The sequence below is a fragment of the Asanoa ferruginea genome (genome assembly GCF_003387075.1).
GTDB lineage: Bacteria > Actinomycetota > Actinomycetes > Mycobacteriales > Micromonosporaceae > Asanoa > Asanoa ferruginea.
The window spans coordinates 7677839-7702619 of sequence record NZ_QUMQ01000001.1 but is presented as its reverse complement, the minus strand read 5'-3'; the positions used below and the strand labels follow the sequence as shown (position 1 = coordinate 7702619).

The 24781-nt window shown below is 71.7% G+C and carries 18 protein-coding genes and 3 pseudogenes; 13 read left to right on the top strand and 8 right to left on the bottom strand.

Annotation, left to right across the window (positions count from 1 at the left end; all coding sequences use genetic code 11):
• Nucleotides 1–1057, top strand: a pseudogene (locus DFJ67_RS35990) (epoxide hydrolase family protein).
• Here the strand turns inward: DFJ67_RS35990 and DFJ67_RS35985 are convergent.
• A complete protein-coding gene (locus DFJ67_RS35985; protein ID WP_147315750.1) occupies nt 1047–1997 on the bottom strand; it encodes a ribokinase in 951 nt (316 codons plus the stop codon). The pseudogene DFJ67_RS35990 and the gene DFJ67_RS35985 overlap by 11 nt on opposite strands.
• Before the next feature lie 87 nt (nt 1998–2084).
• Between DFJ67_RS35985 and DFJ67_RS35980 the strand changes: the two genes are divergently transcribed.
• Genes DFJ67_RS35980 through DFJ67_RS35960 form a run of 5 tightly spaced genes read left to right on the top strand, consistent with a single transcriptional unit; the run spans nt 2085 to nt 7126 of the window.
• The gene (locus DFJ67_RS35980) at nt 2085–3110 is read left to right on the top strand and encodes a LacI family DNA-binding transcriptional regulator (RefSeq protein WP_116073261.1); all 1026 of its coding nucleotides are present in this window, start codon (nt 2085–2087) and stop codon (nt 3108–3110) included.
• 37 nt (nt 3111–3147) lie between these two features.
• Nucleotides 3148–4179: an ABC transporter substrate-binding protein gene (locus DFJ67_RS35975; RefSeq protein WP_170216136.1), complete on the top strand. Its 1032-nt coding sequence runs from the start codon at nt 3148–3150 to the stop codon at nt 4177–4179.
• Nucleotides 4180–4182: 3 nt separating this feature from the next.
• Nucleotides 4183–4755 (top strand): AAA family ATPase, encoded by a 573-nt coding sequence (locus DFJ67_RS35970; RefSeq protein WP_116073257.1) that lies wholly within the window; start codon nt 4183–4185, stop codon nt 4753–4755.
• On the top strand, nt 4752–5555 hold the full coding sequence (locus DFJ67_RS35965; protein WP_116073255.1) for an ABC transporter ATP-binding protein: 804 nt from the start codon (nt 4752–4754) through the stop codon (nt 5553–5555). The genes DFJ67_RS35970 and DFJ67_RS35965 overlap by 4 nt, the downstream gene beginning before the upstream one ends.
• Entirely contained in the window at nt 5555–7126 is a 1572-nt protein-coding gene (locus tag DFJ67_RS35960) for an ABC transporter permease (RefSeq protein WP_116073253.1), read from the top strand. Before DFJ67_RS35965 ends, DFJ67_RS35960 begins: the two co-directional genes overlap by 1 nt.
• A 194-nt stretch (nt 7127–7320) precedes the next feature.
• Here the strand turns inward: DFJ67_RS35960 and DFJ67_RS35955 are convergent.
• Nucleotides 7321–8236: pseudogene (locus tag DFJ67_RS35955) on the bottom strand (aminoglycoside phosphotransferase family protein).
• Between the two features lie 127 nt (nt 8237–8363).
• Between DFJ67_RS35955 and DFJ67_RS35950 the strand changes: the two are divergent.
• Nucleotides 8364–9098, top strand: a complete 735-nt coding sequence (locus DFJ67_RS35950; protein WP_116073251.1) for a DUF8817 family protein — start codon at nt 8364–8366, stop codon at nt 9096–9098.
• Nucleotides 9099–9105: 7 nt separating this feature from the next.
• Here DFJ67_RS35950 and DFJ67_RS35945 read toward each other — a convergent pair whose 3' ends face one another.
• Both DFJ67_RS35945 and DFJ67_RS35940 read right to left on the bottom strand, forming a co-directional pair.
• The gene (locus DFJ67_RS35945) at nt 9106–11649 is read right to left on the bottom strand and encodes a NucA/NucB deoxyribonuclease domain-containing protein (protein WP_116073249.1); all 2544 of its coding nucleotides are present in this window, start codon (nt 11647–11649) and stop codon (nt 9106–9108) included.
• A 176-nt stretch (nt 11650–11825) separates the two neighbouring features.
• Nucleotides 11826–12911 (bottom strand): ABC-2 transporter permease, encoded by a 1086-nt coding sequence (locus DFJ67_RS35940; protein ID WP_147315749.1) that lies wholly within the window; start codon nt 12909–12911, stop codon nt 11826–11828.
• A 55-nt stretch (nt 12912–12966) separates the two neighbouring features.
• Between DFJ67_RS35940 and DFJ67_RS35935 the strand changes: the two genes are divergently transcribed.
• From DFJ67_RS35935 to DFJ67_RS35925, 3 genes are all read left to right on the top strand, one after another.
• Nucleotides 12967–13854 (top strand): alpha/beta fold hydrolase, encoded by an 888-nt coding sequence (locus DFJ67_RS35935; RefSeq protein WP_116073245.1) that lies wholly within the window; start codon nt 12967–12969, stop codon nt 13852–13854.
• Nucleotides 13855–14038: 184 nt separating this feature from the next.
• On the top strand, nt 14039–18094 hold the full coding sequence (locus tag DFJ67_RS35930; protein ID WP_116073243.1) for a Pls/PosA family non-ribosomal peptide synthetase: 4056 nt from the start codon (nt 14039–14041) through the stop codon (nt 18092–18094).
• Nucleotides 18064–19383, top strand: a complete 1320-nt coding sequence (locus DFJ67_RS35925; RefSeq protein ID WP_116073241.1) for a M1 family metallopeptidase — start codon at nt 18064–18066, stop codon at nt 19381–19383. Before DFJ67_RS35930 ends, DFJ67_RS35925 begins: the two co-directional genes overlap by 31 nt.
• A 6-nt stretch (nt 19384–19389) precedes the next feature.
• Here the strand turns inward: DFJ67_RS35925 and DFJ67_RS35920 are convergent, their stop codons facing one another.
• Together DFJ67_RS35920 and DFJ67_RS35915 are read right to left on the bottom strand one after the other, a co-directional pair.
• Nucleotides 19390–21132 carry a putative bifunctional diguanylate cyclase/phosphodiesterase gene (locus DFJ67_RS35920; RefSeq protein ID WP_116073239.1) on the bottom strand — a complete coding sequence of 581 codons (1743 nt, stop codon included), beginning with the start codon at nt 21130–21132 and terminating at the stop codon, nt 19390–19392.
• An 82-nt stretch (nt 21133–21214) separates the two neighbouring features.
• Nucleotides 21215–21694 carry a GtrA family protein gene (locus DFJ67_RS35915; RefSeq protein WP_116077046.1) on the bottom strand — a complete coding sequence of 160 codons (480 nt, stop codon included), beginning with the start codon at nt 21692–21694 and terminating at the stop codon, nt 21215–21217.
• Nucleotides 21695–21729: 35 nt separating this feature from the next.
• On the opposite strand from DFJ67_RS35915, the pseudogene DFJ67_RS44185 reads away from it, so the two are divergent.
• Both DFJ67_RS44185 and DFJ67_RS44840 read left to right on the top strand, forming a co-directional pair.
• Nucleotides 21730–22023, top strand: a pseudogene (locus tag DFJ67_RS44185) (PHP domain-containing protein); the annotation flags it as partial.
• Nucleotides 22024–22267: 244 nt separating this feature from the next.
• The gene (locus tag DFJ67_RS44840; RefSeq protein WP_170216241.1) at nt 22268–22615 is read left to right on the top strand and encodes a PHP-associated domain-containing protein; all 348 of its coding nucleotides are present in this window, start codon (nt 22268–22270) and stop codon (nt 22613–22615) included.
• Here DFJ67_RS44840 and DFJ67_RS35905 read toward each other — a convergent pair.
• Nucleotides 22542–23474 (bottom strand): lysophospholipid acyltransferase family protein, encoded by a 933-nt coding sequence (locus DFJ67_RS35905; RefSeq protein ID WP_170216135.1) that lies wholly within the window; start codon nt 23472–23474, stop codon nt 22542–22544. The two genes, DFJ67_RS44840 and DFJ67_RS35905, sit on opposite strands and share 74 nt — an antisense overlap.
• Nucleotides 23475–23651: 177 nt before the next feature.
• On the opposite strand from DFJ67_RS35905, the gene DFJ67_RS42445 reads away from it, so the two are divergent.
• Nucleotides 23652–24125 carry a hypothetical protein gene (locus DFJ67_RS42445; RefSeq protein WP_147315747.1) on the top strand — a complete coding sequence of 158 codons (474 nt, stop codon included), beginning with the start codon at nt 23652–23654 and terminating at the stop codon, nt 24123–24125.
• On the opposite strand, the gene DFJ67_RS35895 is transcribed toward DFJ67_RS42445, so the two are convergent.
• A complete protein-coding gene (locus tag DFJ67_RS35895; protein WP_203783335.1) occupies nt 24122–24778 on the bottom strand; it encodes a response regulator in 657 nt (218 codons plus the stop codon). The genes DFJ67_RS42445 and DFJ67_RS35895 overlap by 4 nt on opposite strands.
• Nucleotides 24779–24781 lie beyond the last annotated feature (3 nt).

The window sequence follows — 24781 nt, the reverse complement described above, 5'->3', positions numbered from 1 at the left end:
CTGCGCGACCGCATCACCGCCACTCGCTGGCCGCACCAGGAACTCGTGCGAGACCGGTCGCAGGGCGTGCAATCGGCGACGATCCGCCGGCTCGCGGACTATTGGGCAACGGACTACGACTGGCGGCGGTGCGAGTCGAAGCTCAACGCGCTGCCACAGTTCAAGACCGAGATCGACGGGGTCGACGTGCACTTCATCCATGTGCGGTCGCCGCATGCTGGCGCGTTGCCGCTGATCATGACGCACGGCTGGCCCGGCTCGGTCGTCGAGTTGCTCGAGACCGTCGGCCCTCTCACCGACCCGACCGCGTACGGCGGGCGGGCCGAGGACGCCTTCGACCTCGTCCTGCCGTCCATGCCCGGCTACGGCTTCTCCGGCGAGCCCGCCGACCTCGGCTGGAACGCCGGCCGCGTCGCGCAGGCCTGGGCGGAGCTGATGCGTCGCCTCGGCTACACCCGCTACGTCGCCCAGGGCGGCGATGTGGGCGCCGCCGTCACCGACGCGATGGGCCGCCAGGCACCCGACGGGCTGCTCGGCATCCACATCAACGTGCTGCTGACGGTGCTCGGCGGGCCCCAGCCGGCGGAGTCCGACGCGGAACGCGCCGCGGCCGCACAGGTCGCCACGTTCGGTGGCGCTGGCCGCCTGGATGCTCGACCACGACACGGACAGCTACTACAAGATCTCCCGTGCCTTCGTCGACGGTGAGCCCGCCGGCAATTTCACGCGCGACCACGTCGTCGACAACATCACGCTCTACTGGCTGACCGGCACGGCCGACTCGGCCGCCCGGTCCTACTGGGAGGACGGACGCGTGCTCGCCGCCGCGCAGGCGTCCGGGCAGGCTCCGCCGGACGTCTCGGTTCCGGTCGGCTTCACCACGTTCCCCGGCGAGGTCTGGGCCGCTCCGCGTAGCTGGGTCGAGCAGTCCTATCCCAGCCTGACCTACTTCAACGAGGTCGATCGGGGCGGGCACTTCGCCGCCTGGGAAGAGCCGGAACTGTTCGCGAGCGAGGTGCGCGCCGCGTTCCGGCCGCAGCGGGAGGTCACGCGCTAGCCGCCCAGGCGAGCGCCTCGTCGAGTTGGGTGGCCCGGGGGAACGACGACTGGGTGCCCGGGCGGGCGACGCTGGAGGTCGCGCACGCACAGCCCAGCCGAGCCGCGGCAGTGGGGGAGAGGCCCGCGGCCAGCCCGTAGGAGAAGGCACCGACGAACGCGTCCCCGGCGCCGGTGGTGTCGACCACGGCCGCCGGCGACGGCGTGATCCGCTCGGCCGCTCCGGAACTGTCCACTATGGTCGCGCCCCGGTCGCCCAGCGTCGCCACCATGTTGACGCCGAAGCGTTTCGCCGACGCGGCGATGGCCTCGTCCGAGGAAGCACCGTCGCCCCCGGTCAGGAACTCGAACTCGACCTCGTTGGGGATGAGCCAGTCGGTGACGGCGAGGAGTTCGGGGCTGACCTGCGCCGCGGGTGCGGGGTTGAGGACGGTCACCGCGCCGCGGGCCTTGGCCGCCCGGAAACCGGCCGCGGTCACGGCCTGCGGCACCTCGAACTGGCCGACGACGACATCGACCCGGGGAACGGACTCCACCGCGGTCGTCGCCTGTTCCTCGGTCAGGTAGGCGTTCGCGCCCGCGACGCAGACGATCCGGTTGTGGCCACCCGCTTCCACCCAGATCGGCGCCACCCCACTGCTGGCCTCCGATGTCCGCGTGACGTAGCTGGTGTCGATCCCGGCCGCGCGGAAGTTGTCGACGGTCAGGTCGCCGAAGACATCCGTGCCGACGCAGCACACCATCGAGACATCAGCGCCGAGTAACCGCGCCATCACCGCCTGGTTGGCGCCCTTGCCCCCGAACCCGAGCGCGAAGCGGTCGCCGAACAAGGTTTCGCCGGCGTCCGGGATGCGTGGCATGTACGAGATCATGTCCATCATCGTGCTGCCGATGACGACGATCCGTGCCCGCTCGACACTGCTCATGCTGCGCGGTCTCACTTCCTGCTGCTTGACGGGATGCTCGCACGGATCTACGGTCCAGTGCAATCGATACCAGGATTCGATTCCAGGGGGTTGTGACCGGCTATGTCCGAGGCGACGATTGGCGACGTGGCACGCCGGGCCGGCGTCTCCGTTACGACGGTCTCGCGGTTTCTCGCTGGTCAACCGGTGCGTGCGGCGGACACGATCCGGACCGCCGTGCAGGACCTGGCCTACCGGCCGAGCCCGGTCGCGCGCAGCCTGCGCTCCGGGCGTACCCGGTCGATCGCGCTCGTGGTCCCTGACGTCACCAACCCCTACTTCGCCGCCGTGGTCAAGGGCGCCGAAGCGGTGGCCCGGCAGGACGAATACCACCTGTTCCTCTCCAACACCGACGAAGACGTCGACCGGGAAGCGGCGGTCCTCGCGGACCTGATCGGCCGCGTCGACGGTGCGATCCTGGCGCCGACGGTCGAGTCCGACGAAGCGCCGTTGCGCGCGCACCAGGCCGGCCTGCCGCTCGTCTTCCTCGACCGCGAGATCGGCGGATCCGCCCTCTTCGACGCGGTCCTGGTCGACAACGCCGGCGGCAGCCGTAGCGCGGCCGAGCACCTGCTCGACCTCGGGCACCGGCGGTTCGCCATCGTCAACGGCACCATGCACTCGACACCGGGAAGGCAACGCCGCGAAGCCTTCCTCGAAACGCTGACAGCGCGGGGAATCGACCCCGCGGAGATCGACGAAGAGGTCGGCGACTTCCGGGAGCAGGGCGGCTATCAGGCGGTCATGCGCCTGCTGGCCCGCGAGCACCCGCCCACCGCGCTGTTCGTCACCAACAACCTGATGACGGTCGGTGCGCTGCGCGCCCTGCACGACCTCGGCGTCCGCGTCCCGGAACAGCTGTCCATCGTCGGCTTCGACGACCTCGACCTGGCGGCGCTGCTGATGCCGCCGCTCACGGTCGTCGACCGCCCGATGGAGGAACAGGGCGCGATCGCCATGCGGCTGCTGTTGCGCCGGCTGCGCGAGAGCGACGACGTGACGCCGCGCCGCATCGTCTTGGAGACCAAGCTTCTGGTCCGTGGCTCGACCGCACGGCCAACCGCGGGCAATCGCACACCTCTCTCCTGATTGGACATTGATGACCACTCGCCGTGATTTCTTGACTGTGACCGCGAGGATCCTCGGTGGCGGCGCGCTCGCGGCCGGGCTCGGCGGAGCGCTGGCCGCCTGCTCCGACGACGACGACAAGCCGACCGCGGCTGGCGGAGGCGGCGTCAGCCCCGTCACGTTCCAGCTCGGCTGGCTCGCCAACGTGGAGAACATGGGCGTCTACGTCGCCGACGACGCCGGCTATTTCACCAAGGCGGGCCTGAAGACCACCATCGTCCCGGGCGGACCGTCGGTGTCCGTCGGCCCGCTGATCGCCAGTGGCAAGGCATTCGTCGGGCTCGACTCGGTCGACACCATCGCCCGGGCCCGCAAGGAAGGCGCGCCGCTCAAGGTGGTCGGCGCCACGTTGCAGAAGAACCCGTCGGCCGTGATGTCGCTGGCCAAGAATCCCATCCGCACGCCACAGGACCTGGTCGGCAAGCGGCTCGGCGTGCAGCAGTCCGGCACCGAGATCTACAACGCGTTCTTCAAGGCCAACGGGGTCGACCCGAAGTCGGTCACCTACGTGCCGGTGCAGTTCGACCCGGCCCCGCTGGTCAACGGTGACGTCGACGCGTTCGCCTCGTTCCTGACGTCGCAGCCCATCCAGCTCAAGCGCCAGGGCGTCGAGACAGAGTCGTTCCTGCTGGCCGACTTCGGCTACGGGCTGTGGGCCGATGCCTTCGTCGTCAGCGAGGAAACCCTTGCCGACAAGACGAAGCGCGCCCACCTGGTCAACCTGATGCGGGCCAGCGTGCAGGGCTGGCAGGACGCCGTGCAGGACCCGGCGCGCGGGGTGAAGCTCGCGGTCGAGAAGTATGGCAAGAGCCTCCAGCTCAACGCCGACGAGCAGTTGCTCACCGCGCAGTCGTTCGTGCCGCTCATCGCGACGCCGGAGACGAAGACCAACGGCCTGCTCACGATGTCGAAGGACGGCATCGAGTCGAACATCAAGACGATGGGCGCCGTGGGCATCACCACGACCGCCGACCAGCTCTTCGACACGACCGTCCTGGCGGAGGTCTTCCAGGGAAAGCCGACGGTGTAGCGCATGACGACCGCAGACTTCGATCCGTGGACCCAGGTCCGGACGCTCCACGACCTGCCGGCCGACGAGGTCATCTCCGCGTTCCAGAAGGCCGTCCGGCGCGGCGAACTGGAAGAGGCGACGCTGCTCGCCTACGAGATGTTCGCGACCAGCGCGGAACTCGAGGAGTGCCTCTGGCACCGGCTCCAGGTCATCTCGGTCGAAGACGTCGGCTCGGGATCGTTCCTCGAGCCGGTCGTCGTCGACTCGGTCTACCGGATGCACTCGCGGGTCCCGCGCCCGCGCGGCGACCGCTTCCTGTTCGCCGTCCACGCCATCCGGCTGCTGGTCGGCGCGACCAAGGACCGCACCTCCGACGAGCTGGCCAACTGGGCGACGCGGGTGGTGGACAGCGGCGAGCGGCTGCCGCGGATCCCCGACCACGCGCTTGACATGCACACCCGCCGCGGCCAGGAAATGGGCCGCGACCTGCTGCACTTCCTGGAGACCGGAGCCCTCGTGCACAACGAGGCACCGGACCGCGACACCACCTACCGCGACTGGCTGATCGCGGCGGCGGCGCGGGAACGCGGATGACCGGCGTGGTGGCACCGGCGGCGACCCACGGGTTCGTCGCCGCCGGCGTGACGAAGTCGTTCCGGATCAACCGATCCAGCATCCTGGCGCTGGACAACGTCGACCTGACCACCACCAGCGGTTCCTTCACCGCGCTGCTCGGACCGTCGGGCTGCGGGAAGTCGACCCTCCTGCGCATCTTCGCCGGGCTCGAGACCGCCACCAGCGGCCAGGTGCTCGTCCACGACCAGGCGCCGGACCGGCTTCGCCGCGAGCACCGCGTCGGCGTCGCGTTCCAGGACTCCGCCCTGCTGCCGTGGCGCAGCGTCGAAGCCAACATCCGGCTGCCGTACGAGGTAGCCGGAAGGAAGGCCGACCCGGCGGCGATCCGCGACCTCATCAAGCTCGTCGGGCTCGACGGCTTCGAGAAGGCCCGGCCCGGCCAGCTCTCCGGCGGCATGCGGCAACGCGTCGCCATCGCGCGCACGCTGGCGATCAACCCCGACGTGCTGATGCTCGACGAGCCGTTCGGCGCGCTCGACGAGATGACCCGGCAACGCCTCAACCTCGAACTCCAGCGGATCTGGATGGAGCGGGCGACGACGACGCTCCTGGTCACCCACTCGATCGCCGAGGCCGTCTTCCTCTCCGACCGGGTGGTGGTCATGGCGCGGCGCCCCGGCCGGGTCATCGCGACGGTCGACGTCGATCTGCCGCGTCCGCGTACACCGGAGATCCTGCGTAGTTCGGAGTTCCACGCACTCTGCGATCGGCTCGGTGAGCTGCTGTTCGCGCAGTCCGCCGACGAAAAAGAGCTGTGATGAAGCGCGTGCTGCCCGGCGCGATCGGGTTGGGCCTCGTGCTGCTCGTCTGGTTCGCGCTCTCCGGCCTGCTCGCCGACCTGCGGGTCATCCCGTCGCCGGTCGACGTGGTCAGCCAGATCTGGGACGACCGCTCGGCCCACCTCTCGAACATCGGCGTGACGCTGCGCGAGGCGATGGTCGGCTACCTGTGGGGCAACCTGGCCGCGATCCTGTTGGCCGTGCTCTTCGTGCGGGTGCCGGCCGTCGAGCGGGTGCTGCTCCGCCTGGCGATCGCGAGCTACTGCGTGCCGCTCGTGGCGATCGCGCCGATCCTCGTCGTGGTGCTGCCCGGCGACGCGCCCAAGGAAGCGCTCGCGGCCCTGTCGGTGTTCTTCACGACCCTCGTCGCGACCGTGGTCGGCCTGCGCTCGAGCGACGCCACCGCGGTCGACCTCGTGCACGCCTACGGCGGGTCGGCCTGGCAGACCCTGTGGCTGGTGCGGATCCGGTCGGCGCTGCCCAGCCTGTTCGCGGGCCTGCGGATCGCGGCACCGGCGGCCCTGCTCGGCGCGATCATCGGTGAGTATCTCGGCGCCAGCAGCGGTCTGGGTGTCGCGCTCGTGCAGGCCCAGTCGTCGTTCGAGGTCGCCCGCACGTGGGGGATCGCGCTGGTGATCTCGGCCCTGGCCGGCCTGCTCTACGCCGCCACCGCCCTGATCGCCCGGCTGCTGACACCCTGGGCGACCCGGCTGCTCGACGTGGGCACCGGCGCGGGCGAGACGGCCAGCCTGCGCGGCGGCCGGGTGGCCCGAGCCCTGCAATCCACCGGTTTCCTGCTGCTGTCGGTGGCCGTCACGCTGGCCGGCTGGTATGCCCTGCTGCGCCTGTTCGACCTCAACGGCTACTTCGCCAAGACCCCGGCCGACGTCTTCCGCTACGTCTTCTCCGACGCGGACGCCGGCGCACACCGCGACGAGCTACTGGCGGCACTCAAGATCACGATGGTGGACGCGGCCGTCGGCTATCTCGTCGGCACGGTGGTCGCCGTGCTGATGGCGGTCGTCGTCGTGGCCATCCGCACGGTCGAGCAGACGATGATGCCAGTGGCGATCGTGCTGCGCTCGGTGCCGCTGGTCGCCATGGCGCCGCTGATCGCCCTCGTCTTCGGCCGCGGCCTGCTGGGCGTCACGGTGATCGTCGCCCTGGTCGTCTTCTTCCCGACCCTGGTCAACCTCTCGGTCGGCCTGCGGGCGGCACCCGCCCCGGCGTGTGAGGTGGTCACCTCGATGGGCGGTTCGGCCTTCCACACCGTGACCAAAGTGCGCATCCAGTACGCCCTGCCGGCCCTGTTCGCCTCGGCCCGGATCGCGGTGCCCGCGGCAATCGGCGGCGCGACGCTGGCCGAGTGGCTGGCGACCGGGAAGGGCCTGGGCAGCCTGCTGGTCGTCGCCTACAGCGGCTCGCGCTTCGGCACCCTGTGGGCCGGCGCGGTCCTGGTGGTCGTGGTCTCGGTCGCTCTCTACGCTCTGATCGGTGCGGTCGAGCGCCCGGTTCTCCGGCGCTACACACCCCAGTATTCGACGCGGTGATCCGGCCTCAACCCGGCCGAGGCCGCGGCGTCGCAGGGCGGAGTGAGCGGCCTCAACAGTTCGAGGCTGTGCGGCATCGCGGGGCGGTCTGAGCGGGCCTCTACCGGCTGAGGCTGTGCGGCATCGCGTCGGCGGTCTGAGCGGGCCTCTACCGGCTGAGGCTGTGCGGCATCGCGTCGGCGGTCTGAGCGGCCTCAGCCGGCTGAGGTCGTGAGGCGTCGCAGGGCGGCGTGGGCGGGTGGGCCCCAGGTGGGCTTGCCGCCGGGGCGGCCGTGCACGCCGGCGTCGCCGATGAGGATGCCGCTGAGGGCGCGGGCCATCGCCCACCCGCGGGCGCGGCGCATGGTGGCGGTGTCAGCGCTCGGTCGGTAGGCGGCGTAGAACTGGTCGATGGCGTCGTCGGGCAGCAGCAGCCACCCGCCCGCGAGGTCATAAGCCGGATCGCCGGCGCAGAGGTCGCCGAAGTCGATCACGCCGCAGAAGGTGCCATCGGCGGTGAGGACGTTGGCCGGGTGCAGGTCGGCGTGGAGCCACACCGGCGGACCTGTCCAGACGGGCGCGGTGACCGCGTCGTGCCAGACGGCCCGGACGGCGTCCGGTTCGTCGATCAGCCCTCGCTCGGTGGCGATGGCGAGCCCGCTGTCGAACTGATCGGCGCGGTCGGCCAACGGCCCGCCGCGGTCGCGGCCGGCGGGAGCGTCGCCGGGCGCGGGTTGGTGCAGCGCCGTCAGGAACCTGGCCAGGGACGTGGCCGCCTCCGTCGAGAGCGTCGCCGGGAGCCGGTCGGCGGGTGTGCCCGGAACCCAGGTGGTGATGAGCCAGGGCCGGGGGAACCGAGCGGAGGGTTCGCCGACCGCGCTGCGGGACCGGGATCGGCAGCGGCAGGCGCGGGGCAAGCGTGGGCAACCAGGCGGCCTCTTTGCGCAGCAGCGCGTCCGCGGAGCCGGTCGCCCAGGGCAGCCGGACCGCCAGGTCGTCGCCGAGCCGCCACAGTTGGTTGTCCCAGCCCCGCGCACCCAGGCGAACCGGCCGGTCGGCGAGGTCGGGGTGCTGGTCGCGGACGAGATCCTGAACCAACTCCGCGTTGATCTCGCTCTCGACGTGGGTCACGCGAAGCAACGGTAGTCGCTCCCCGCCAGATCACCCGCGGCGAGCCCGCAACACCTCCGCACGGCGTATTGCCCAGGAATTCTGCCGCCGTACGGTGGTGAAAGCCGTAACCACTGGGGGTCTGTCGATGCTTTCCGAGCACGTTGCGTCCAATGAGGTCACTGTCCCGTTGCTGCCGTGTGTGGCGCCGGAGGAGACGTTGGCGTTCTGGCGGGCGTTGGGCTTCGCGACCATCTGGGAGCAGCACAAGCCCTATCTCTATCTGGCGTTGCGGTGGCGCGGGTTCGAGCTCCACTATGGCCGGGCGGCGGAAGGTGTCGACCCGGCGGCCGAGACCACCGGCGGGTGTCTGGTGATGGTCGACGAGGTGGCGCCCTACCACGCGGAGTTCGCCGCGGCGATGCGCCGTGCTCATGGAAAGGTTCTCGCCAAAGGGCTTCCCCGGATCACCCGTTACCGGCCGGGCGCGTCGCGGTTCACGGTCATGGATCCGTCCGGCAACTCGATCATTTTCATCCAGCGCGACGAGCCGGCCGAGCTCGAGTATGGCGGCGACAAGTCGCTACAGGGGCTGGCCCGGGTGCTCGACAACGCGCGGATCCTGCGCGAGTTCAAGGACGACGACCGGGCCGCGTTCCGGGCGCTCAACTCCGGGCTGCGCCGCCACGGTGACGCCGCGCCGGCCGTGGAGCAGGCGATCGCGCTGGCCCAACTCATCGAACTGTCGACGGCGCTCGACGAGGCCGATCGGGTGCCGGAATGGGGCGCCCGGCTCAGCCGGCTCGACCTGACCGCGGCGGAACGCGGTCAGGTCGTCTCGGCCGTCGCCGACCCGGCGCTGCTTGACGCCTTCGTGAACTGAGCCGGCTTCAGGGGCGTTGGATCAGGGCCTGCCCCGACCGCATGGTGGTCGGCTCGGCGATGTCAACGTCGTAACCCGCGGCGCTGCGATTGTCGTAGACGACCTCGCCCTGCGGGTAGGCGCCGGCCGACAACGGCCACACCACCATCCGGACCTTGTCGGGCCCGTCGTAGGCGTAGAGCACGTAACCGTAGGTGCCCGACCGGCCCGAGACGGTGCCGGTGCCCTTAGCCGCGATCTTGTTGTCGGGTGTCACGACCAGCCAGTCGAGCGTGCTGCCGGCGGAGTCGAACCGGTAAGGGTTGCCGGGCAGCCAGTTGCGGGCGGTGCCCAGCGGGCGGTTGAGGTCGTTCTGCGGGTAATACTTGCCGGCCAGGTGCAGCCAGCCCTCGCCGGCCGCGGTGGGCGCGCCCGGCAACGCTCCGGCGGGTGAGTCGTAGGAGCCGTCGACGTTGGCCCACCCGCCCCACGGGTCGTAGACGATGACCATCACGCTGCCGAGCCCGGCGCCGCTGTCGTCGTCGGTGACGGTCGTGCCGATGGTGAACATGCCCGCCCGGTCGAAGCGGTGGGTGGCATGACAGGCCAGATCTTCACTGGTGTACGTGCTGGAGCTGCCGTCGTCCCAGGTCGTCACGCAGGTGTGGGTGTCGTTGGCACCGGGCTCGGCGAACGCGGCGTTCACGGTGACCTCGTCACCCTTGCGGAACACCTGCCACGGCGTGGGGCTGAGCAGCCCGATCCCTTCCGGCGGGTCGGCCGCGATCCGCAGGCCCGGGGTCCCGAACGTCGGCGCCACGTTGGACACCGTCACCTGGGCGCTGTCGCTGACGGTGTGCACGCCGTCGTACGCGGTCAACGTGACCTCGTAGACGCCGTCGTCGGTGCAGGTGACCGTGGTACGCGGGTCGTTGGTCCAGGCGAAATAGCATTCGGCGCCGGCGTCGACCCCGCTGACCGGCCGGTAGGTCCAGCGCGTGTCGGGCCGGCCGGTCTCCGGGTCGCTCGCCGAGCCGAGCAGGAGCACCGCGGCACCCTCGTTGCCGCTGACGTCGGGGCCGGCGTTGACGGTCGGCGGCAGGTCGGGCTCGGGATCGCCACCCCCGCCGTCGTCGGTCTCCTGCTCGTCCTCTTCGGGCAGCAGGGCGTCGCAGTATTCGGGACCGGTCGGCGGCGCGTCGGTGATCTCCACGAAGAAGGCGTCCTGCTGGTAGAGGATCCGGTCGTCGCGGTAGTACTTCTTGAGCGCGTTGCCGGCGCACCGGTTCATCGTCTTGTCGACGCCCCTGATCGAGAAGTCCCAGTCGAATGCCGGTGGGTCACAGCAGGCCGCACCCTCCATGGTGGACGCGAACGGATATTCGTCGCACTCCTGACCCTTGGCGGTGTCGTATACGTCGATGGGCAACCTGCCGCAGGCGGGACGCACGACGGCCCGGTTGGCGTCGGCGATCGGGCTGGTGGTCTTGGCCGAACGCACCCGGTGAAGGGCGCCGGACTCGCTCTGCCCGCCGACGTATTTGCCGGGGATCGCCTTGGCCGTGCCCGGGAACGGATAGGTGATGCAGGTCGGGTCCTGCGCGCAGCGGAGGTGTTCGGCGACCTCGGCGACCTTCGAGTCGTTGACCGAATATTGCAGGTGGGGGACGACGTCGTCGTGGATGCACGCCGCACTGCGGTAGGCCGCGAAAGCGATGGTCGCCGAGTCGCACCGCATCGTGTGCTTCTCGCCCGACGCGTCCGGCAGGCGCTTGTTGAAGCTGTCGACGACATAACCGCGGAACTGCCATTGGTGGCGCAGGACCTTGTCCGGGATCTGGCTCACCGACGCGTCGGACTCGATCGTCCAGCGGGTCCAGCCGTCGTCCCAGTCGTCGATCGGCATGGCGACGTAGGCGCCGGTCGATCCGCAGCCGTCCGCCGACGAGGGGCGTGGCGCGGACGCGTCGCCGGTGCAGTCGATGCGTTGGTAGAGCACGGAGTTGCCCCGGATGAAGCCCTTGGGCGGCACGATCGAGACGCTGTCGGCCTTGAAGAAGACGGTGATGTTGCGCCGCTTGTCGTCGCGGCCGTAGGCGACGGCGGTGTAGTTCATCGTCATCTCCGACAGCTTGGTGCCGCCGGTGCCGCCGGTGCCGACAGTGCCGCGGACGGCGATGAGCTGCGAACGCTGGCACCACAGGAACCGGTTGTGCACGCGCCCGGCCGGGGTCTTGGCACCGTCCGAGCGCAGGCACGCGTCGACCTCGGGCCCACCCGGCTCGGTCGGCGGGGTGCGCGCCGGGGTGACCGCCGCGATGGTCGTCGGATCGAGATAGGACTTCTGCGTGGAGCCCGAGGAGCGCAGGCGTGACTGTGGCAGTGTCACGTTGCCGGCCTTGTCGACGACCGGACGGCCGAGGTAGCTGACCGCGGCGACGTCGCGGACCTGCGGCGGCGCTGGTGGACCGGTCGGCTCGGCGGCCGCCGGCGGTGTGTGGACCACCGCGATGAACATGCCGGCGAGGGCGCCCGTGAGGAGGCGGGCGAGCCGAGGGCGCGCTGAAGTCATGTGTTCCCCCGTGTCGCGTGCGCGGCCCCCCGTTGGTGCCACGCGCGGTGACCGATCGAGACCAGTCACTTCGCGACGCTAGCGAACGCAACGACCATCCTCAATGGTCGATCATCCCGGGTGCGCGCAAGGTCAATAGCTCTGCACGCATTGCCAATCAGGGGGCAGGGTCGGCGTCAGTCGGCGACCCGGGCCGGTCGCGCGGTGCGGCCGAGCACGACGGTGGCGGCCAGGAACACTGCGACGCTGGCCACGGCCCAGATGGCCAGCTTGCCCGCGGTCCAGGCGGCCGTGCCGGCCGGGAAGTAGATCACCGATCGGATCAGGTCGGCGCCCAGGCCCGGTAGGTCCCATTCGTGGATGCCGCGGAAGAAGCTCGGCAGGAACTCGGGTGGGTAGATGCCGCCGGACCCCGGGTTTCCGAGCACCACGACCAGCAGGATGATCAGCGTGGTGCCGAGCCGGGCGAGCCAGCTCTGCACCGCGGTGGCGAACAACGCGGCCGCATAAGCCAGCAGGGTCCCGGCCCCGAAGAGGCCGAACAGGTTCTGGTGCCAGATCCCGAGCCCGGGTCCGACGATGAGCGTGCCGGCCAGGGCGAGCAGGATGGCGTGGATCGCGAGCCCGCCGATCCGCACGCCGGCCCGGGCGACGGTGCGGGGCACCGTTCCCAGCGCCAGGCTCAGCGCGATGCCGCCGAAATAGCCGCCGATGACCAGGCCGACCGCCAGGTAGAACGGCACCACGCCGCGCGGGTCGTCGGGGTTGACGGGCACGACGTCGGTCACCGTGAGCGGGATCCCGGCGCGCTGGGCCGCCACGCCCAGGACGCCGGCCGTGACGGCCACCGCCGCCGGGGAGGCGGCGGTCGCGACCGTCAGCGACAGGCCGCCGGGCGAACTGGCGAGCGCCGAATAGACCTCGTCCCGGTGCACCGCCCGATCGGCGGCGGCCGGGTCGTCGTACTCGATGGCCCGCAGTTGTCGGGTCTGGCTCGCCACCGCGGCCAGCAGGCGCTGCGCGGTCTGGTCGCCGCGGACAACGCCGACCGGAACCGCGTTGGGCTGGGGGTTGTGCAGGGCGCCGACGAACGCGGCGATGAAGCCGACGCCGACCAGCAGCGCGAGAAACAGCGGCCCGGCGCCGGCCATGATCGCCTGCCGCAACGGCAGGGCGGGAGGCGGTTCGGGGCGCGGTCGGAGGGCACCGACCAGCTCCCGCATGAAGATTTTTCGCCCCGACTCCCGACCGGTTCCACCCACTACGTCATGGTATGGGGCTGTAGCGTGATCCGTGGAAACCCGGGCGGGAGCGGCCATGGAACAGCAGGGGCAGGGGCACTGGCTCAACGGTCTGCGGGATGGCTACGCCGAGGTCGGCGACGTGCGGCTGCACTACGTCGAGGCCGGCGACGGTCCACTGGTCGTGCTGCTGCACGGCTTTCCCGAGTTCTGGTATGGCTGGCGGCAGCAGATCGAACCACTCGCGGCGGCCGGCTTCCGGGTCGTCGCACCGGATCTGCGCGGCTACAACCTGTCGTCCCGGCCGGACGGTGTCGACGCCTACGACATCGACGCGCTCGCCGCCGACATCCGCGGGCTCATCCTCGAACGCGGCGCCGCGTCGGCGGCGCTGGTCGGTCACGACTGGGGCGGGACGGTCGCCTGGATGACCGCGATGAAGCATCCCGAGGTCGTCGACCGGCTGGTCATCCTCAACGCGGCTCACCCGCGGAAGCTGACGCAGGGGCTGCACCACCCGAGCCAGCTACAGAAGTCCTGGTATTTCTTCTTCTTCGCGCTTCCGGAACTTCCGGAAACTGTCGTACGCGCCAATGATTGGCATTTCTTCCGGCATTTCCTGCGCGACGCCAACCCGGCCTACACGCGCGATGAGTTCGACCATTACATCGAGGCCTGGTCCCAGCCCGGTGCCGCGACCGGAATGATCAACTACTATCGCTCGTCGGTCCGCACGCCACCCAAGCGTGCGGAAGCGGCACTGCGGCCCATCGACGCGCCGACCTTGGTCATCTGGGGTCAGCGCGATCACTACCTCGGCCCGGAACTCGCCGAGCCGGATCACGACGACGTTCCGCACCTTGACCGCGTCGAGCGGCTGCCCGACGCGTCGCACTGGGTTCATCACGACGAGGCGGAGCGCGTCACCGAGCTCATCGTCGATTTCGTCGGCCCGCCGCTGTGATGCCAACCACCCGATTGGCCCCAACAAGACAAGTACGGTTCATTCTTCGTTAAACTGTCCGGTCGGTGGCCGTAAGCGTTGCCAATATGCGGATCGCCACGCTGACCGTGAGCCGGGTAGCCGGTGGGCCCGGGAAAACGTCCTCGCTGCCCGCGGTGCAGCTCATGTTGTCGGAGGGTGGAGCATGCGCGCGTCATTGGCCGATGTCGATCTGACTGAGGTGCTGCCGTCGCTACGCCTCGACGGGCCGCGCGCGATCTACCCCGCGCAGGCCGCCCCGCCGCCGCGCACCCTGCTCGACATCCTCGCCCAGACCGCACACCGTCATCCCCACGCGCCGGCCATCGACGACGGGGTCACCCTGCTCAGCTACCGGGCGCTGGAGGCCGAGGTCGACGAGTTGCGGGAGCGGATCGCGGCGCTCGGTGTGGGCGTCGGTGACCGCGTCGGCGTACGCGTACCGTCCGGCACCGCCGATCTCTATGTCGCGATCCTCGCCGTGCTGGCCGCCGGTGCCGCCTACGTGCCGGTGGACGCCGACGATCCGGACGAGCGGGCCGAACTGGTGTTCGCCGAGGCCGACGTGGCTGCCGTCGTCGGACCGGACCGCACGCTGGCACTGCGCCGGGCGCCCGGCGGGCAGGCCGGCCGGCCCGGCCTCGACGACGACGCGTGGATCATCTTCACCTCCGGGTCGACCGGCCGGCCGAAGGGCGTCGCGGTGACCCACCGCGCCGCTGCCGCGTTCGTCGACGCCGAGGCGACGCTCTTCCTGACCGACGAGCCGATGGGGCCTGGCGATCGGGTCCTCGCCGGTCTGTCCGTCGCGTTCGACGCCTCCTGCGAGGAGATGTGGCTGGCCTGGCGGCACGGCGCCTGCCTCGTGCCCGCGCCGCGCTCGCTGGTGCGCAGCGGGATGGATCTCGGACCGTGGCTGGTCGAGCAGCGGATCACCGTCGTCTCGACGGTCCCGACGCTCGCCGCCCTGTGGCCGGCCGGCGCCCTCGACGACGTGCGGCTGCTGATCTTCGGCGGCGAGGCCTGCCCGCCCGAGCTGGCCGAGCGGCTGGCCGTCGAAGGCCGTGAGGTGTGGAACACCTACGGGCCGACCGAGGCCACGGTCGTCGCCTGCGCCGCGCAGCTCACCGGCGAGGGTCCGGTGCGCATCGGCCTGGCGCTCGACGGCTGGGAGCTGGCGGTCGTCGACACCTGGGGCGACGTGGTCGCCATGGGCGAGATCGGCGAGCTGGTCATCGGCGGCGTCGGGCTGGCGCGCTACCTCGACGAGGCCAAAGACGCGGAGAAGTTCGCGCCGCTGCCGTCGCTGGGCTGGTCGCGCGCCTACCGCAGCGGTGACCTCGTGCGGGCCGACCCCGAAGGGCTGCTGTTCGTCGGCCGGGGCGACGAACAGGTCAAGCTGGGCGGGCGCCGGATCGAGCTGGGCGAGGTCGACGCCGCGCTTCAGGCGCTGCCGGGCGTGGCCGCGGCCGCGGCGGCGGTCCGCACGACGCGGCACGGCAACCAACTCCTGGTCGGCTACCTCGTGCCGGCGACCGACCTACCCGCGGCCGACGTGCCCGGGACCGACCTGCCCGCGACCGACCTGTCCGCGACCGACCTGTCCGCGGCCGACGTGCCCGCGACCGACCTGCCCGCGACCGACCTGCCCGCGGCCGGCGCGCCCGCGACCCCCGCGGCCGACGGCGGGTTCGACAAGGCGGCGGCCGTGGAGCGGCTGCGGGCGGCCCTGCCGGCCGCGCTGGTCCCGCTGCTCGCCGTGGTCGACCACCTACCGACCCGCACGTCGGGCAAGGTCGACCGCGCCGCGTTGCCGTGGCCGCTGCCGGAGCTCGAGGCCGCCGCGGCCGTCCTGCGGCTGGAGGGCACCGAGGCCTGGCTGGCCGAGTGCTGGAGCGAGATGCTCGGCGTCGCGCCGAGCGGCCCCGAGACCGACTTCTTCGCCAGCGGCGGCTCGAGCCTGAGCGCCGCACAGCTCGTCACGCTGCTGCGCGGCCGCTACCCGGGCGCGTCGGTCAGCGACGTCTACCAGCACCCGACGCTGCGGGCCCTGGCCCGCCGGCTCGACGAGTTCGAGGCCGCGGAGGCGGCCACCCGCACCGTGCTGCCGACGCCGCGGCTGACCGGCCTGGCCCAGGCCGCCCTGATGCTGCCGATGCTCGGCGTGGTCGGGCTGCGCTGGGTGGTGACGCTGGCCGCGCTCAACAACGTGCTCGCCCTGTTCGGCAGCTTCCCGTGGGCACCGACCGTGTCCTGGTGGTGGGTCCTCGCCGGCTGGCTGCTGCTGATCAGCCCGCCCGGCCGGATCGCGATCGCGGCCGGCGGCGCCCGCCTGCTGCTGCGCGGCCTGCGACCGGGCAGCTACCCGCGCGGCGGTCGCGTCCACCTGCGACTGTGGGCGGCCGAACGGCTGGCGGCGTCGAGCGGCGCCACCAACCTGGCCGGGGTATGGATCACCTACTACGCCCGCGCGCTCGGCGCGAAGATCGCCAGCGGTGTCGACCTGCACTCCCTGCCGCCGGTGACCGGCATGCTCCGGCTCGGGCCGGGCGCCGCGGTCGAGCCGGAGGTCGACCTCGCCGGGCACTGGGTCGACGGTGACGTCGTGCACGTCGGTCGGATCCGGATCGGCGCCGGAGCGACGGTCGGCGCCCGCAGCACGCTGATGCCCGGCGCACGGATCGGCAAGCGGGCCGAGGTCGCACCCGGCTCGTGCGTGGTCGGTCCGGTGCCCGCGGGGCAGCGCTGGGCCGGCGTCCCGGCGAGCCGGTCCGGCCGGGCCGCCCGCCGCTGGCCGCAGCGCCGTCCAGGTCGCGCGGCCGGGTGGACCGTGGCCTACGGGCTGACCTCGTTCCTGCTCGGTCTGCTCCCCGTGATCGCGGCGCTGGCCGGGCTGGTCGTGCTCGGCCGTTTCGTGCGCGGTGCCACCACCCTCGGGGCCGCCTTCACCCAGGCGCTGATCGGCGTCCCGCTCGCCACCGTGGCCGTGATGGCCACCTACGCGCTGCTGATCCTGCTGCTCGTGCGCGCGCTCAGCATCGGCCTGCGCGCCGGCCACCACCCCGTGCACGGGCGGGTCGCGTGGCAGGCGTGGGCCACCGAGCGGCTGATGGACCTGGCCCGGGTGGGCCTGTTCCCGCTCTACGCGAGCCTGTTCACGCCGGTCTGGCTGCGCGCGCTCGGCATGCGGGTCGGCCGCCGGGTCGAGGCGTCGACCGTCCTCGCGGTGCCGGCGATGACCACCGTCGGCGACGGCGCGTTCCTCGCCGACGACACCCTGGTCGCCTCCTACGAGCTGGGCGGTGGCTGGCTGAAGATCGGCGCCGCCCGGGTCGGCAAGGGCGCGTTCCTCGGCAACTCGGGCATGACCGCGCCCGGCCGCGCCGTGCCGAAGCGCGGGCTGGTCGGAGTGCTGTCCGCGACGCCGAAACGGGCCAAAGCCGGCAGTTCCTACCTCGGCATGCCGCCGATGAAGGTGCCGCGGGCGGTGGCGAAGGGCGACCAGAGCCGCACCTACGACCCGCCGGCCCGGCTGATGCTGGCCCGCGCGGCCGTCGAGTTGTGCCGCATCGTCCCGGTCATGTGCACGGTGGCGCTTGCCGTCGGTGCCCTCGCCGGATTCGAGGGACTGGCCGCCGGATTCGGGTGGGTCATCGCCCTGGCCGCCGGCGGTCCGCTGCTGCTCGCCGCCGGCATCGTGGCCTGCGTGGTCGCCGCCCTGATGAAGTGGCTGCTGGTCGGCGCGTTCCAGGTGCGGGAACGGCCGCTGTGGAGCAGTTTCGTGTGGCGCAACGAGCTGGCCGACACGTTCGTCGAGGTCCTGGCCGTGCCGTGGCTCGCCGGTGCGGTCGGCGGCACCCCGCTGATGAGCCTGTGGCTGCGCGGCCTCGGCGCCCGGATCGGGCGCGGCGTGTGGTGCGAGACCTACTGGCTCCCGGAAGCCGACCTGATCCGCATCGGTGACGGCGCCACCGTCAACCGGGGCTGCGTTGTGCAGACCCACCTGTTCCATGATCGAATCATGCGTATGGACCAGGTGACGCTGAACGAGGGCTCCACCCTCGGCCCGCACGGGATCGTGCTGCCCGGCGCGACGGTGGGGGAGCACGCCACCGTCGGGCCGGCGTCTTTGGTGATGCGCGGCGAGACCGTGCCGGGCGGCGGCCGCTGGCTTGGCAACCCGATCGCCGCGTGGCCGGCGGACTGGGCCCGCCGCGGGTGAACACGAAGGGCCCGGACCCCTACCTGCCGGGACACGGCAACATCGGCTACCGGACGACGCACTACGACCTCGACCTGCACTACCGGACCGGTCCGGGTCGGCTCTCCGGCCGGGCGACCATCTCCGCGACGGCCGACCGCGTCCTCGCGGAGTTCAGCCTCGACCTCGGCATGTTCCAGATCGACAAGGTGTTCGTGGAAGGCGCGGCGGCCCGCTTCAGCCACCGCGCCGGCAAGCTGCGCATCCGGCCGACCACGCCGATATCCGCCGGGGCGCCGTTCACGGTCACCGTGCGCTACGGCGGCGTCCCCCGGCCGATCCCGAGCCGCTGGGGCGACCTCGGCTGGGAGCGGATCGACGACGGCGCGCTCGTCGCGAGCCAGCCGACGGGAGCACCGTCGTGGTTTCCGTGCAACGACCACCCGGCCGACAAGGCCACCTACCGGATCGCGCTGACCACCAAGTCGCGACTCACCGTCGTCGCCAACGGCACTCTCGTTTCGCGCCGGACCACCGGAAACACCACCACCTGGGTGTACGAGCAGCCCGCGCCGATGCCGAGCTACCTCGCCACTGTCCAGATCGGACGGTATCGGCTGGTCGACCTGGTCGCCGGCGCGATACCCCAGCGTGCGGCCGTGCCGCCCCGGCTGCTCACGGCGGCGACGCACGACCTCGGCCGCCAGCCGGAGATGATGGCCCTGTTCGAGCGCCTCTTCGGCCCGTACCCCTTCAGCGATTATGCGGTTGTCGTGGTCGACGAGACCCTGGACGTGCCGGTCGAGGCGCACGGGCTGTCGATCTTCGGCGCCAACCACATCGACGGGCGCCGCGGCTTCGAGCGGCTCGTCGCGCACGAACTGGCGCACCAGTGGTTCGGCAACAGCCTGACGGTGGCCGACTGGCGCCACATCTGGCTCAACGAGGGTTTCGCGAAATACGCCGAGTGGCTGTGGTCCGAGCTGTCCGGCGGCGAACCGGCGCAGGCCCACGCCGCCCGGTCGCGGGCGCTGCTGGCCGCACTGCCCCAGGACCTTCGGGTGGCCGATCCGGGGGTACGGCGGATGTTCGACGACCGGGTCTACCAGCGCGGCGCGCTCACCCTGCACGCCCTGCGGGCGGCCATCGGCGACACGTCGTTCTTCGCCCTGCTGCGGGAGTGGGCGCGGGTGCACCAGCACGGCACCGTGACCACCGAGGAGTTCACCGCGTTGGCGCAGCGCCACTCGGCACGGCCGCTCGGCGAGCTGTTCGCGGCTTGGCTGTATGAACCGGCGCTGCCCGCCTGACGGATGTCACCGCGCGGCTTCTCCCGCGCTGGCCAATTTCGCCGCGAACGCCTCCAGGGGCTGCGGACGGCCGAGGTGGAAGCCCTGTGCGGAATGGATGCCGAGGTCGAGCAGCGCGGCGAGCTGGTCCGGCGTCTCCACGCCCTCGGCCGTCACACCGATGCCCAGGCCGTGCGCGAGATCGGCCAGCAACTTGACCACCGTGTAGTCGCCGGTGTTGTGGACGACGCCGCCGACAAAGGTGCGGTCGATCTTCAGGCCCTGCAACGGGAGCCGGGACAGGTAGCGCAGGCTCGTCGAGCCGCTGCCCATGTCGTCGAGGACCAGGCCCACGCCGGCCTGGCGCAGTTTCTCCAGCCGCGGCATCGCCTTCGACAGCGTCTCCAGGTCGGCGTCTTCGGAGATCTCCAGCGCCAACCGGTTGCCCGGCAGGCCGGACGCGGCCAGCGCCGCGGCCACGTGGTCGTCGATGGAGAGGGCCAGCGTCGCCGCCGAGACGTTGACGTTCATCCGCGGCGGTGCCTGCCCGTCGTGGTCGCGGACGATCGCCGCCATGTCGGCACAGGCCTGGTTGAGCACCCAACGGTCGAGATCGGGGACGTGACCGGCTCGGTTGGCCTCCGGCAGGAAACGCTCCGGCGCCAGCAGACCCAGACGTGGATGCAGCCAACGGACCAGTGCCTCGATGCCGACGATCGCGCCGTCGCGCACGTCGACGATCGGTTGGTAGAACAGGCGTAGCTGGCCGTCGCGAATGGCGTCGCGCATCGACAGGTCGGATGCGCCGAGGCGGTGGGAAAGTTCGGCGCCGACGCCGGTGACCACCGCTGTGCGACCCCCGCCGCTCTGCTTCGCCTGATACATGGCCATGTCGGCTTCGCTCAGCACGCTCTGCGGGTCGGCGACCCGGCCGGACACCGCCACGCCGACGCTGGCCGTCACGGTGGCGCCGGCGGCGAGATGGCCGTCGTGCGCGGTCACCGCGAGCACGTATCGCTCGCCGAGGGCGCGGGCGGCCGCCTCGGCCGATTCGCTCTGCGGCAGGCGGGCCAGGACCGCGAACTCGTCGCCGCCCAGACGTGCGACCAGCTCGCCGGAGAGTGCCGCGCGGGCCATCCGTTGGCCGGCCACGACCAGCACCGCGTCACCGAGCTGGTGGCCGTGGGTGTCGTTGATCCGCTTCAGGCCGTCGAGGTCGACATAGGCCAGCAGCACCCGGTCGCCGCCGCGGCCGGCGTCGGCGCACGCGGCGGCCAGCCGGTCGAGCAGGAAGGAGCGGTTGGCCAGGCCGGTGAGCTCGTCGTGGGTGGCCCGGTGCGCGTAGAGACGGGCGAGCCCGTCGAAGATCTCCGCCGCCGAGATGCGGCCGGCGACCGCTCCGTCTTCCTCGACGAGCACGTCGTCGTAGGTCTGGTTGGCCGGGCGGCCCCGGGCGAGCAGGGCGGCCGCCTCCACCGGGGTGTCGGCCGACAGCCGCAGCGGCGACCAGTCGGTGAGCTCGCCGATGAGCTGGCGGGATCGCAGCGCCCGGCCGAACCCGAACGGGCCGGCCATCATCGTGCCGAACGACTCGCGCATGACCAGGCCCCGCCGCTGACCGTCGTCGACGACGACGCACCGCAGCGTGTCATCGGCGCGGAACAATTCGTCGACCCGCCCGCAGGTCTCGGAGGCGGCAACGGTCAACACCGGCCGCGTGAGCCGGTGCAGCGTGGTTTGCGGTGCTCGGCCGCCCCAGGTGCCTTCCACCGGGACAAGATTTACCACCCCCGTTCCGTGACACGCCAGAGAGTGTGCGCGGTTCGACGCCACGCCGGCCCCAACCGTCACCTCACCCACCGGGGTTGCGGAAGATCCACCAGCGGGCAGCGGCGTAGTTGAAGAACGCCACGAACGCCGCCGCCAGGATGCGGGCGGCCGCGAGGTTGGCCCCGGCGGCCGACAGGCCGGTCGTGACACCCAGGGTGAGCAGGTAGTCGGTGAGCGCGACCAGCGTGTAGCGCGAGGCCTCGCCGGCGACCGGCGCGTGGGACCGGAAGTTGACCGTGCGGTTGAGCACGTAGTTCAACGCGACCGCCCCGACGTAGGCGGTGGTTACCGCGGCCGGCACCGGGAGCGGGGTCGATCGGCGGAGCAGCCAGAGCAGTGTGAGGTCGACGCCGAAGGTGAAGCCGCCGAGCATCGCGAAGCCGACCAACTCCCGCGGCGCCCAGCGGCGCACGCGCGGCGGAAGCCGGTTGGTCCAGTCGGTCAGGAAATCGCCGACCCGCTCCGCACGACGGCGGGTGGGGGAGCGGGTCGACGCCACCATGTCGCCCATGTTTTCGCGCCCGGCGCAGCCTGTCGATGGCCGGCGGCCGGCGCCCAGGCGAACGTCGGCTTGCGGAACGGCCCGCGGCCGTCGAGCGGCCCTACGATGGCCGCGTGCGTGACCAGCCGCCCGCCGGACGGGCCGACCTGCACCTGCACACGAACCTCGGCGATGGCTGGATCAGCCCGGCCCGGTTGGTCAGGCAGGCGCTCGCCCAGCGGCTCAGCGTCATCGCGGTGACCGACCACGACCACGTCGAGGGTGCCCGGCGGGTCGCGGAACTGCTGGCCGGGCAGGAATCCGGCATCAGCCTGGTCACCGGTGTCGAGGTGTCGACCCGCCAGGGTCACCTGCTCGGCCTGTTCGTGGAGCACGCGCCCCGGCCGATGCGATCGGTCGAGGAGAGCATCGACGCCATCAAGGAACAGGGCGGCCTGGTGGTCGTGCCGCACCCGCTGGGCCGGCTCGTGCCCAGCCTGAGCCGGCGGCGGATCGACGCCCTGCTGGCCGCCGGCTTCGAGATCGACGGCATCGAGACCTACAACCCGAGCCCGGCCAACGCGTCGCGGCGCGATGTCGTACGCGAAGCCAACAAGGACTGGGGGCCTGGCCGAGATCGGTTCGAGCGACGCCCATTTCTGGCAGCACATCGGGGCCGGCTACACGCGCTTCCCGGGCGTCGACGCCGCCGACCTGCGCCGGGCGATCGTCGATCGGGCGGTGCGGGCGGGTGGTCAGGAACAGCCGCCGGCGCGGCTCAACCCGGCCAGCTATGTCGCGCAGTGTGCCTGGAGTTGGTTCGTCGACCCGCCGCGCCGGATGCTGCGCCGGCGCCGCGCCGCCGCCGCTATGCCGCCCGCGCCTCGATCACGCCAGCCGCCGGACGTTCCGCCTCCGCCGGCCAGAACCGGCGGAACATGAACCACTGGGTCGGGCACTGCCGCACCACCTCTTCCTGGCAGGCGAACATGTATTGCGCCAGCCGCGCGATCTCCGCGGCCCGCTCGGCGTTGCCGGTCACCGGCCGCGGGAACATCGGCGGGAACGCGCGGATGTAGTAGCCGTTGTTGGGTGCGTACCAGACGTAGCCCGGCATGATCGCCGCACCGGACTTGACGGCCAGCGTCGCCGCTCCGGCCGGGACATGGCAGCGGTGGCCGAAGAACGTGACCTCCACACCGCGTTGGCTGGTGACGGGCCGGTCGACGACGATCGCCACCGCGCGGCGGGCGGCGAGTTCCTGCATGACCCGCCGGGCCGCACCCGACACCGGGATGATCTCGACGTTCTTCTCCCGCCGGTGGCCCTGGAGCAGCCGGTTGAGCTCCGGGTCCTTGAAGGTGTCGGCGATGGCCGAGAGCGGCACGTGCCGGGCGGCGATGGCGCCCGCCAGGTCCCAGCTTCCAAAGTGGCCGGTGGTGATGATGGCGCCCCGGCCGGGCGCCATCGCCGACTCGACGCACTCGCGCCATGACGTGCCTTCGGTCAGGTCCCGCGTACGCGCGTCGACGTCGGGCATGTTCTCGTAGGGCAGGCAGATCAACGAGGCCGCCGTCCGCCCGTAGTTGCTCCAGGAACGCCGCGCCGCGCGCCGCACGAGGACATGGGTCGCCGGCAGCCCGAGCACCTTCGCCATGTTCTCCTGGGTCACCAGGCGCTTCGAACGCCAACCGAGATAACTCGCCAACGTCAGGGTCGAGGCGACCCCGTGCCGCACCGTGCGCGGCGTCCGCCCGGCGACGGCGATTCCTGAGTTGGCAAGCCAATACACCGACGACATGGGCTCACTCCGTAGTCGTTCCGCCCAGAAGTGAGCCGTACGGTAATCGAACGATCGCCGCGCCCGGATGGCCGAACAGCGAACTGCGTCGTGCCGGTGCCGGAAATCTCGGTGACCGGTGCGTCGCGGCCTCAGCTGTTCATCTCCACGCGGGCCGGCCCGCGATACGCTCGGCCCGTGACCACCGCGCAGGAGGCCCGGGCAGCCGAGGTCGATCGTCGCCTGTCCGCCGCCGAGCACGCCGCCGCCGAGCGACATGCCGGTCTGAGCGAGACCGTCCGCCACTCGTTCGCCCGCCTTCGCGGCGGCCTGGAGCGGGCGCACACCCGCTCCGACACGGTCGACGAGCGGGAGTGGGCCGACTACGTCACCCAGCTCGACCGCGGGCTCGACGAGATGCACATCGAGCTCGGCCGGGCCGCCGAGCACCCCGACGCGGGTCCGGAGGCCGCCAAGGTCCTGACGACGCACGCCTCCAAGCTCGAGCTCGACGGTTGGCGGCTCCAGTTCACGGTGCTCGACGCCGACGCGCGGGCCCGGTTGGCCGCTTCCGAGGCGGAGCTGGCCAGCTACCGCGCGGGCGATCGGCCCGCGGCCGACGACCTCGAGCGCTCGCTCGACCAGCTCCGCGCCGCCGCGGCACCGCGCTAGCCGTCGGGTTCGGCGATGCCGGCCGCCCGGGCGCGGGTGATCGCCTCCGCCCGGGTTTCCGCTTCCAGCTTCGCGATGATCGTGGAGACGTAGTTGCGGACCGTCTTCGGGCTCAGCCGGAACCGTTCCGCGATGGCCGTGTTCGTCAGGCCCGACGCCATCAGCACCAGGATCTCGTGCTCGCGCGCGGTCAACCCGGGAAACGCCGGCCACGCCGGTGTCGGCCGCGGCGCCGCCAGGTGCGCGGCCAGGTGCTGGGCCGCGGCGGGGCTGAAGATGGCCTCGCCGGCGGCGGCCGCGTGCACGGCGCGCAGGATCTCGTCGCGGTCGGCGCCCTTGACCAGGTAGCCGCGCGCTCCCGCCCGGACGGCCGCCAGCACCGAGGCGCTGTCGTCGAACATCGTCACCACCAGGACGTTGGTCTGCGGCCGCGCCGCCACGATCCGCCGGGTCGCCTCGACGCCGTTGAGGCCCGGCATGGTCAGGTCCATCAGCACCACGTCGGGCGCCAGCTCGGCTGCCTTCGCCACCGCCTCGTCGCCGTTCCCGGCCTCGCCGACCAGCTCCGAGCGGGGGTCCGACGCGAGGACGGCGCGGATCCCGTAACGGAACACCGGGTGGTCGTCGGCGAGCAGGATGCGGATCGGTTCCATCGG

Excerpts from the sequence above, each read along its gene's own strand:
- DFJ67_RS35980 (WP_116073261.1), top strand. The coding sequence starts at position 2,085 with ATGTCCGAGGCGACGATTGGCGACGTGGCACGCCGGGCCGGCGTCTCC.
- DFJ67_RS35970 (WP_116073257.1), top strand. The coding sequence starts at position 4,183 with ATGACGACCGCAGACTTCGATCCGTGGACCCAGGTCCGGACGCTCCAC.
- DFJ67_RS35965 (WP_116073255.1), top strand. The coding sequence starts at position 4,752 with ATGACCGGCGTGGTGGCACCGGCGGCGACCCACGGGTTCGTCGCCGCC.
- DFJ67_RS35960 (WP_116073253.1), top strand. The coding sequence starts at position 5,555 with ATGAAGCGCGTGCTGCCCGGCGCGATCGGGTTGGGCCTCGTGCTGCTC.
- DFJ67_RS35950 (WP_116073251.1), top strand. The coding sequence starts at position 8,364 with ATGCTTTCCGAGCACGTTGCGTCCAATGAGGTCACTGTCCCGTTGCTG.
- DFJ67_RS35945 (WP_116073249.1), bottom strand. The coding sequence starts at position 11,649 with ATGACTTCAGCGCGCCCTCGGCTCGCCCGCCTCCTCACGGGCGCCCTC.
- DFJ67_RS35935 (WP_116073245.1), top strand. The coding sequence starts at position 12,967 with ATGGAACAGCAGGGGCAGGGGCACTGGCTCAACGGTCTGCGGGATGGC.
- DFJ67_RS35930 (WP_116073243.1), top strand. The coding sequence starts at position 14,039 with ATGCGCGCGTCATTGGCCGATGTCGATCTGACTGAGGTGCTGCCGTCG.
- DFJ67_RS35915 (WP_116077046.1), bottom strand. The coding sequence starts at position 21,694 with ATGGTGGCGTCGACCCGCTCCCCCACCCGCCGTCGTGCGGAGCGGGTC.
- DFJ67_RS44840 (WP_170216241.1), top strand. The coding sequence starts at position 22,268 with ATGTCGTACGCGAAGCCAACAAGGACTGGGGGCCTGGCCGAGATCGGT.
- DFJ67_RS35905 (WP_170216135.1), bottom strand. The coding sequence starts at position 23,474 with ATGTCGTCGGTGTATTGGCTTGCCAACTCAGGAATCGCCGTCGCCGGG.
- DFJ67_RS35895 (WP_203783335.1), bottom strand. The coding sequence starts at position 24,778 with ATGGAACCGATCCGCATCCTGCTCGCCGACGACCACCCGGTGTTCCGT.